Origin of the sequence: Mycoplasma anseris ATCC 49234 (assembly GCF_000702805.1) — a bacterium.
In the GTDB taxonomy this organism is placed as follows: domain Bacteria; phylum Bacillota_I; class Bacilli_A; order Mycoplasmatales; family Metamycoplasmataceae; genus Metamycoplasma; species Metamycoplasma anseris.
In genome coordinates this window covers 141,246-148,251 of record NZ_JNJX01000001.1, presented here as the reverse complement: position 1 = coordinate 148,251, position 7,006 = coordinate 141,246, and the positions used below count along the sequence as shown (strand labels likewise).

The 7,006-nt window shown below is 25.4% G+C and carries 5 protein-coding genes; 2 read left to right on the top strand and 3 right to left on the bottom strand.

What is annotated here, in order from left to right:
* Positions 1–301: 301 nt before the first annotated feature.
* Both T401_RS06400 and gap read left to right on the top strand, forming a co-directional pair.
* Positions 302–1,732 (top strand): hypothetical protein, encoded by a 1,431-nt coding sequence (locus T401_RS06400; RefSeq protein ID WP_033178554.1) that lies wholly within the window; start codon positions 302–304, stop codon positions 1,730–1,732.
* Between the two features lie 139 nt (positions 1,733–1,871).
* Positions 1,872–2,879: a type I glyceraldehyde-3-phosphate dehydrogenase gene (gene gap, locus T401_RS0100595; RefSeq protein WP_033178553.1), complete on the top strand. Its 1,008-nt coding sequence runs from the start codon at positions 1,872–1,874 to the stop codon at positions 2,877–2,879.
* A 37-nt stretch (positions 2,880–2,916) separates the two neighbouring features.
* Here the strand turns inward: gap and T401_RS0100590 are convergent, their stop codons facing one another.
* The 3 genes from T401_RS0100590 to T401_RS06390 are packed head-to-tail and all read right to left on the bottom strand — an operon-like array spanning position 2,917 to position 6,941.
* Positions 2,917–3,354 carry a hypothetical protein gene (locus T401_RS0100590; RefSeq protein ID WP_033178552.1) on the bottom strand — a complete coding sequence of 146 codons (438 nt, stop codon included), beginning with the start codon at positions 3,352–3,354 and terminating at the stop codon, positions 2,917–2,919.
* The gene (locus T401_RS06395) at positions 3,355–5,934 is read right to left on the bottom strand and encodes an OppA family ABC transporter substrate-binding lipoprotein (protein WP_033178551.1); all 2,580 of its coding nucleotides are present in this window, start codon (positions 5,932–5,934) and stop codon (positions 3,355–3,357) included.
* Positions 5,919–6,941: a ZIP family metal transporter gene (locus T401_RS06390; RefSeq protein ID WP_052169626.1), complete on the bottom strand. Its 1,023-nt coding sequence runs from the start codon at positions 6,939–6,941 to the stop codon at positions 5,919–5,921. Before T401_RS06390 ends, T401_RS06395 begins: the two co-directional genes overlap by 16 nt.
* Positions 6,942–7,006 lie beyond the last annotated feature (65 nt).

The window sequence follows — 7,006 nt, the reverse complement described above, 5'->3', positions numbered from 1 at the left end:
ATTCTTTAGTAGTTGAAGACAAATTGTTTTATATGTTTTAGTCCTTTTATACTTTACTTTTAGCAGTATAACTAGTTGAAAAAAATCCCAGTTTGGGCAATGAACATTATTAATTTGTAAATAAATTTTTTAATATTCCAACCTCAAATCAAATAATGAAGATAATATTTTACTTCGTTTTTTTTTTTTTTTGTTTTGGTCATTTTTTTGTTGAAAAACATTGCTTAAATTAACATTTTTTGGAAAAGAAAGTGCATCCTTTGTTTCACAATAAAATATATTTTATAGTGAAAGGAAAAATATGACTAAAAAAATAAAATTAGCTTTAGGCTTAATTGGAACAATCACACCTATTTTTTCATTACCAATTGTTGCAAGTAAATGTGAGAAAAACAATAATAACTCAACAATCCATGAAAATGCATTATTAAAAAGTGAATTATCTAAAATTGTTGCTTTTGCAACAGAAGGAAAAACAGCATCAGAAATATGTAATGATTACTCATTAATAAAATATGCAGGATATGATCAAGATAAAATCATAGCAAAAATTTTTAATATCAGCATTATTGATGAAAATAATATTAATGTTAAATTCATAGCAACATTGTATGCTGATCCAAGAAAATCTGCAATCAGAGAAATTGATATCAAATTAAGTGGTTTAGAGCGTAGAAAAGAATTTGAAGAATTATTAAAATCGGAAATTGATAAGGTTCAATTATCTTTCCCGGCAAACAAAACAACAACTGAATTGCAAAATGATCATTCTTTAATTAGTTTAACTGGTTATGATCAAACTAAAGTTAATCCTAAAGTTATTGATGTTGTTGAAATTGATGATACACATGCATATGTTTCATTCTTTGTCCATTTAAAAAATGGTTCATATTGAGCCTCATATTCAAAAGGAAAAACTATTATTGTTGCTTCCAAACAAACCTTAAAAGAAACATATGACTTATTAAATGCCGAAGTAGAAAAAGTACAAATAAATGCTATAACTGATAAAACAGCATTTGAGTTAATCCAAGATAACTCATTAATTAACTTAACTGGTTATGATGTAGAAAAAGCTAATATGGCTATTAAACATGTAAGTATTGCTGATGATAACCATATCAATGTTGTTGTTGTAGCCAGTTCAAAAGAAAATAGATATGTAACATCACTAGAAAAATCTATTTTAGTTGAAACTAAATCATTAAATGCTATTCTTGATGAAGAATTGTCCAAATTAACAATTAATGATTTATCAGGAATTTCATTAGAAGAACTAAATTACAACAAATCATTAATTGAGGTTTCTGGATATCATGATAGTGTTGTAGCAACCAATATTTTAGGTATTACAAAAGTAGATGATACCAATGCTAAGGTTTTAGTTAAAATAAATCTAATTGGGGAACCAAGTATCTATAAAACTAAAGAAATAGCTATTTCAGTTGCTTCAAGCAATGCAAGACTAAAAGAGATTAAAGAATTATTAAAAACAGAAATAGTGAAAATAAAAGGGACTGTAACACAAAACAAGACCATGGAAGAATTAAATAAAAACCATAATTTAATTAAATTAACCGGTTTTGACACCAATAAATATATAGCTCATATTTCAAGAATAAATTTAAGTGAAAATTCTAAAGAAATTGACGTTTTAATAAAAATTGGATTTAAAAATAACCCAAATTGAGAATCAGAATTAAAATTAATTCATATTCCATACTTAGCATAAAAATAAATTAGAAAAAGAATAAGTCTTTTTCTTTTTTTATTAGCTGATAATAAAAATGCTTAATATTTAAAAACAAAAAACCTTAATAATAAATGTATAATTTATATTAATAAATAATTAAATTATTGGAGGACAAAATATGTCAAAAACAAGAATTGCAATTAATGGTTTTGGTAGAATTGGACGTCTAATTTTCCGTGCCATTTACAACGATAATGATTTAGAAGTAGTTGCTATTAATGATTTAACTGATGCAGCTACATTAGCACACTTATTAAAATATGATACAGCTCATGGAATTATGAATGTGGAAATTTCTCATACAGAAAATTCTTTAATTGTTGATGGTAAAGAATACCCTGTATTTGCTGAAAAAGAACCAGAATTATTACCATGAAAACAATACAATGTAGACATTGTTGTTGAAGGAACTGGAAGATTTGTTACTGCTGAAGCTAGCCAAAAACATTTAACTGCAGGAGCTAAAAAGGTTTTAATTACAGCACCTGCTAAAACCGATGGCATTAAAACTGTTGTTTATTCAGTTAATGAAAACATTATCACTGCTGAAGACGACATTTTATCAGCTGCTTCATGTACAACTAACTGTTTAGCACCAGTTATGAATGTTTTAGAAAAAGAATTTGGAGTAGAAAAAGGTTATATGACTACTATTCACTCATATACAGCCGATCAAAGATTACAAGATGCTCCTCATAAAGACTTAAGAAGAGCCAGAGCTGCTGCTTCAAATATGATTCCAACCACAACTGGAGCTGCTAAAGCGATTGGAAAAGTTATTCCTTCATTGGAAGGTAAAATGAATGGTATTGCTTTAAGAGTACCTACTATTACTGGTTCATTAGTTGACTTAAGTGTTGAATTAAAATCAAGCCCAACTGTTGAAGAAATTAATAAAGCAATGAAAGCTAATGCTTCAGATTCATTAATTTACACTGAGGATCCCATTGTTTCCAGCGATATTATTGGAAGCAAAGCTGGTTCAGTATTCGATGCACAATTAACTAGCGTTTTAGAAGTAGATGGCAAAAAACTTTACAAAATTTATGCTTGATATGATAATGAAAGTTCATTTGTAAACCAATACATAAGAACATTAAGACACCTAGCAAAACTAATTAAATAAAATAAAAATGGAGATTTATTATCTTTCTCCATTTTTATTATTCTAAAACAACTTTTCCAGTTCCTTCAATACCAAAGGCTTCACAACTAACTTGTCATTTTAAATAAATTTGTTTTGTTGATTGACTTTGGGTCAAAGTAATATTTAAATTATGTCCTACTTGAATATTGTTAATATCCACAAAATCAATATGAACTAATTTCTTTAATTCAGGATCATTTTTAATATGAGCTAAATTAATTTTTGAATAATAATTAAATTTGTTAACCAAAATATCTCATAATTCATCAAAACTTTTAGTATTCCCCTCAGTAGTTTTTTCAAAGACAAAACTATTTTCAATCAGTTGAATTTGAGTTGGAGTTAACTTTTGGGTATTTTGTTTTGGCGTATTTCCTTGGCAATTAGCAGCAATTAATGGGGTAATTAAACCAGAAGCTACTAATCCCAATCCTAATAAAAATTTCTTTTTCATTTATTCTCCTATCACTATATCTTGCAAATAATTTAATCCATCATAAGCAAATGGTTTAATAAAATATTTTTGTAATGCCACTTTATTGTAATTAACAATAGAAACGCTGTTATTGAAATCGATATTAAAGCTTAATAAATTATTGATTTCATTAATTAATCAAACAATATCTTCAGTACTAAAATTTGTTTTTATCAGCTCTTGTAAATATTGATAAATGACATTTTCTAATTCATCATTTCATTGAAAAACATTGCTATTGATGTTTTTCAATTCTCAATTTTCCAAATTAAAAATAAGATTATATTTAGGATTACTTTTTAATTTATTAAATAAGCTTTTTGATAATTTATTTAAATAATTAAAAGCTTCTTGTTGATGATTATAAATATACAACAAATACAACAATAAGAAATGATTTTTAGCCTTTAATAATTCAAAAATATATGAAGTAGTGTTCGATTCTAATAAATTAAATTTATTTTCAATGTAAATTGATTTTGAAGATAAGAAATACTCTTTGTATAAATCATAATTGTTAATTAGCATAATTCTTGGTTGTAAACGTTTATCAATATCTTTAAATATATTTGGCAATTCTTGAATAATTTGTTGTTGTTTTTTATTTAATTCAAAAGCCAAAATAGGAATATCTCATTCAATGTTTTTTGAATTAGAATTTAAAACATAATATTCATTAATCATGTTTTTTAAAGTAGATTTAACATAATCAAAATCAGCACTTTTTAATTTAGCTTTTAAATTCGTGATACTATCAAGGTTTTCATAAATTAATTTATTATCAACCATATTGGTTTTATTAATTGAAATTAATTTATTATCTTCATTCGTTGATAAAACTTTTTGTCTATTTAAATTTAAATGAGCTTCTCTTAAATATTGATAATTAGTATTATTTAAATTATTTGATACAAACTTTAAATCCAAAGGAGCTTGGCTTAATCAAGGCTCAAAATTAATGCTTTTAGCAAGTGTATAATTATTTATTACATTGTTAATTAAACTTCTAAAAATCATTGCTTTATTACTAAAAATATTATTTAAATCAATATTATTGTTTTGTAAATCATTAATATTAGTTTGATAATACAATTTAGCAAAATTATTATTAAAATAATAGCTTTTTGATTGTTTTGGGATAATATTTAAAATTAAATTATTATGAGGCTTGTATTTTTCATAAAGTTTAAAGTAATTTAATTTAAATTGGTTACTTTGTTTTAGGATTTCTTCTCTTTCAATAATGGATAAATTAGAAACATTGATATCAGAAATAATATTTTGTTTAAAGGCACTTAACATTTGGATATTAAAGGTGTCTTGGTTTAAAGGAATTTGATTATATCTAAAAATAATTTCATTTAAATGTTTTGTCGTGTTTCAAGTTCCCGTAATAGTTTTGTATTGTGTGTTTCTTCATAATTTAGTTTGGTTATTGTCATCAGAGTGAATTAAATAATATGAAGAATATAAACGATCTTTATAGGTTTTACCATAATTAAAAAATCATTGACTAAATATGTCATCACTAAATAGATCATTTGTATTATATTTTTCAGTTAAATAAACATAAGGAATGGCATCCATATAATTCGAATAAATAAACATAGTATCAAAAAAACCGGTTAAATCTCTTTGTTGTAAATCGGAATTTAATTCAAATCTAATAATGCTTGAATCTTTGGTTCATTTTAAAGTTTGGGGATTTAATAGATCATCATATTTAATTTGATAATTTTGAAATAGTTTTTGCAAACTTGGGCCATTTAAATAAGGATTGTCTTCGGTGTAAATTTCTTTTTCAATTGCCTTAGCTTTATTCATGTGAAAACGATCATAAAATTCATCACGAAAGGCTTTATTTTGCAAGGCTGTTTTTAATAAACCTAATCGAAAGTCAACTGCTTTTACTTTATATTTAGTTTTGCTTCCTTCATATGTAATTCAATTATTAATTACATTTCATTCAGGTGAATCAAAATTTAAAGTGATTGAACGGGCGAATTTCAAGGAATTAAAGAAATTAGAATGATTAATAGAATTTTCTAAACTAGAAGGCACAAAAATATAAGGATTATTAAAACCATTACCTTTATCCTTATTTGGATAAAATTCATTTGGCTGCTTATCTTCTTCTAATGTTTCATTTAAATTCACTTTTTTAATGCGATCATTGTTATATAAATGAACACTATATTTGTTAATCTCATTTGATCAACTTTCAATTAAAACTTCCCGAGCATATTCCATTTTATATCAAAGCTCACTTGGCTGTAAAACAATATTATCTCTAAAATCCATCACTGGTGATTTTTGACTAGCAATTCGAAAAACTTTACTTCCAGTTAGCAAATTAATATCCCTTAAATTATCATCATAATTATTGCTATAAGCATAAGAAAAATCCTTAGCCATATTAGGCTTGTTAATTCAAGTTACATAATTATCATGCAAAGCATTATAATCATTTTTTTTGGCTAGATTGCAGCTAATAGGAATAATTCCTAATAACAAAGATAAGCCCCCAAATATTCACATTCCTTTTAAATTTTTCTTCATAATATCGTTCCCCAATTCCTTGATTCTTTTACAATTTCAATTCCACCTGTAATTGAACCCGAAGATTGATTGTGAGTATGGAAACTTAAAAAGATTAAAGTTAAAACAATTGAAATTGCCAAGACAAATAATGTTATATAAATGGTTTTTGGGCTTTCATTTCGATAATGAATAAATTCAGGAACTAATTCAATTATTGACATGAAGACAATAATTGCTCCCCCCATGCAGTATAAAAATGGTTCTAATCATTGAATATTATTGATATATTGACCTAAAAATGCTCCTAAAAACATAATTGGAATAATCAAAATTAATGTAATGAAATTATATAAAATGGCTTTGCCCTTAGTTTGCCCATATTGAATTTGACGATAAAACACAATAATAACTTCAATTAATAAGTGCACATTAAAAGTAATAATTAAGGCTAAATTAGCTTTATGATACCCTAAGGCTGTTAATTGATATACTGATATTCCCAATACTAAACCATCAATGATTCTGTGACTTAAAAGCATTAAAATAGCAGTTCAGGCAGCTTTGGGATTGTCAATATCTTTAAATGAAACTAAATGGTCAGAATGGGCATGTTCGTTATGATGAGCATGCATTTCGACTTTAGAATACTTAATAAATAAATATCTTCCCACAATCACAATTAATAATCCAATTAAAGCAGCTCCTCCAACTATTAATGCAATATAGCCTTGTTCTTTAATTAAACTTCCTTGAGTTATTTGAGCTCCAGATTTAGGGTCATGAAAATAATATTCCAATTTAAAAAAGCCTTCTTTTATAAACCCAGCAGCTCCTATTATTAAAAACATTCCTGTTGAAAAAGCATATAAATAAATTGAACGTTTATTAGAAGTTTTAATTTTAAATAGAGATAAAAATGCTAAAAAGATTGTTGGCACTCCTAGGAGTACAACAATATAAATTAACAAATTTATAAAAATGGTTAAATCCAAATTATTTTGAAATTTTTCAATTCCGAAAAACATTTTATAAACCTCAACTTCTACTTTTTTTGATTAAATATTATAAAATTATACATTATTTATCTATT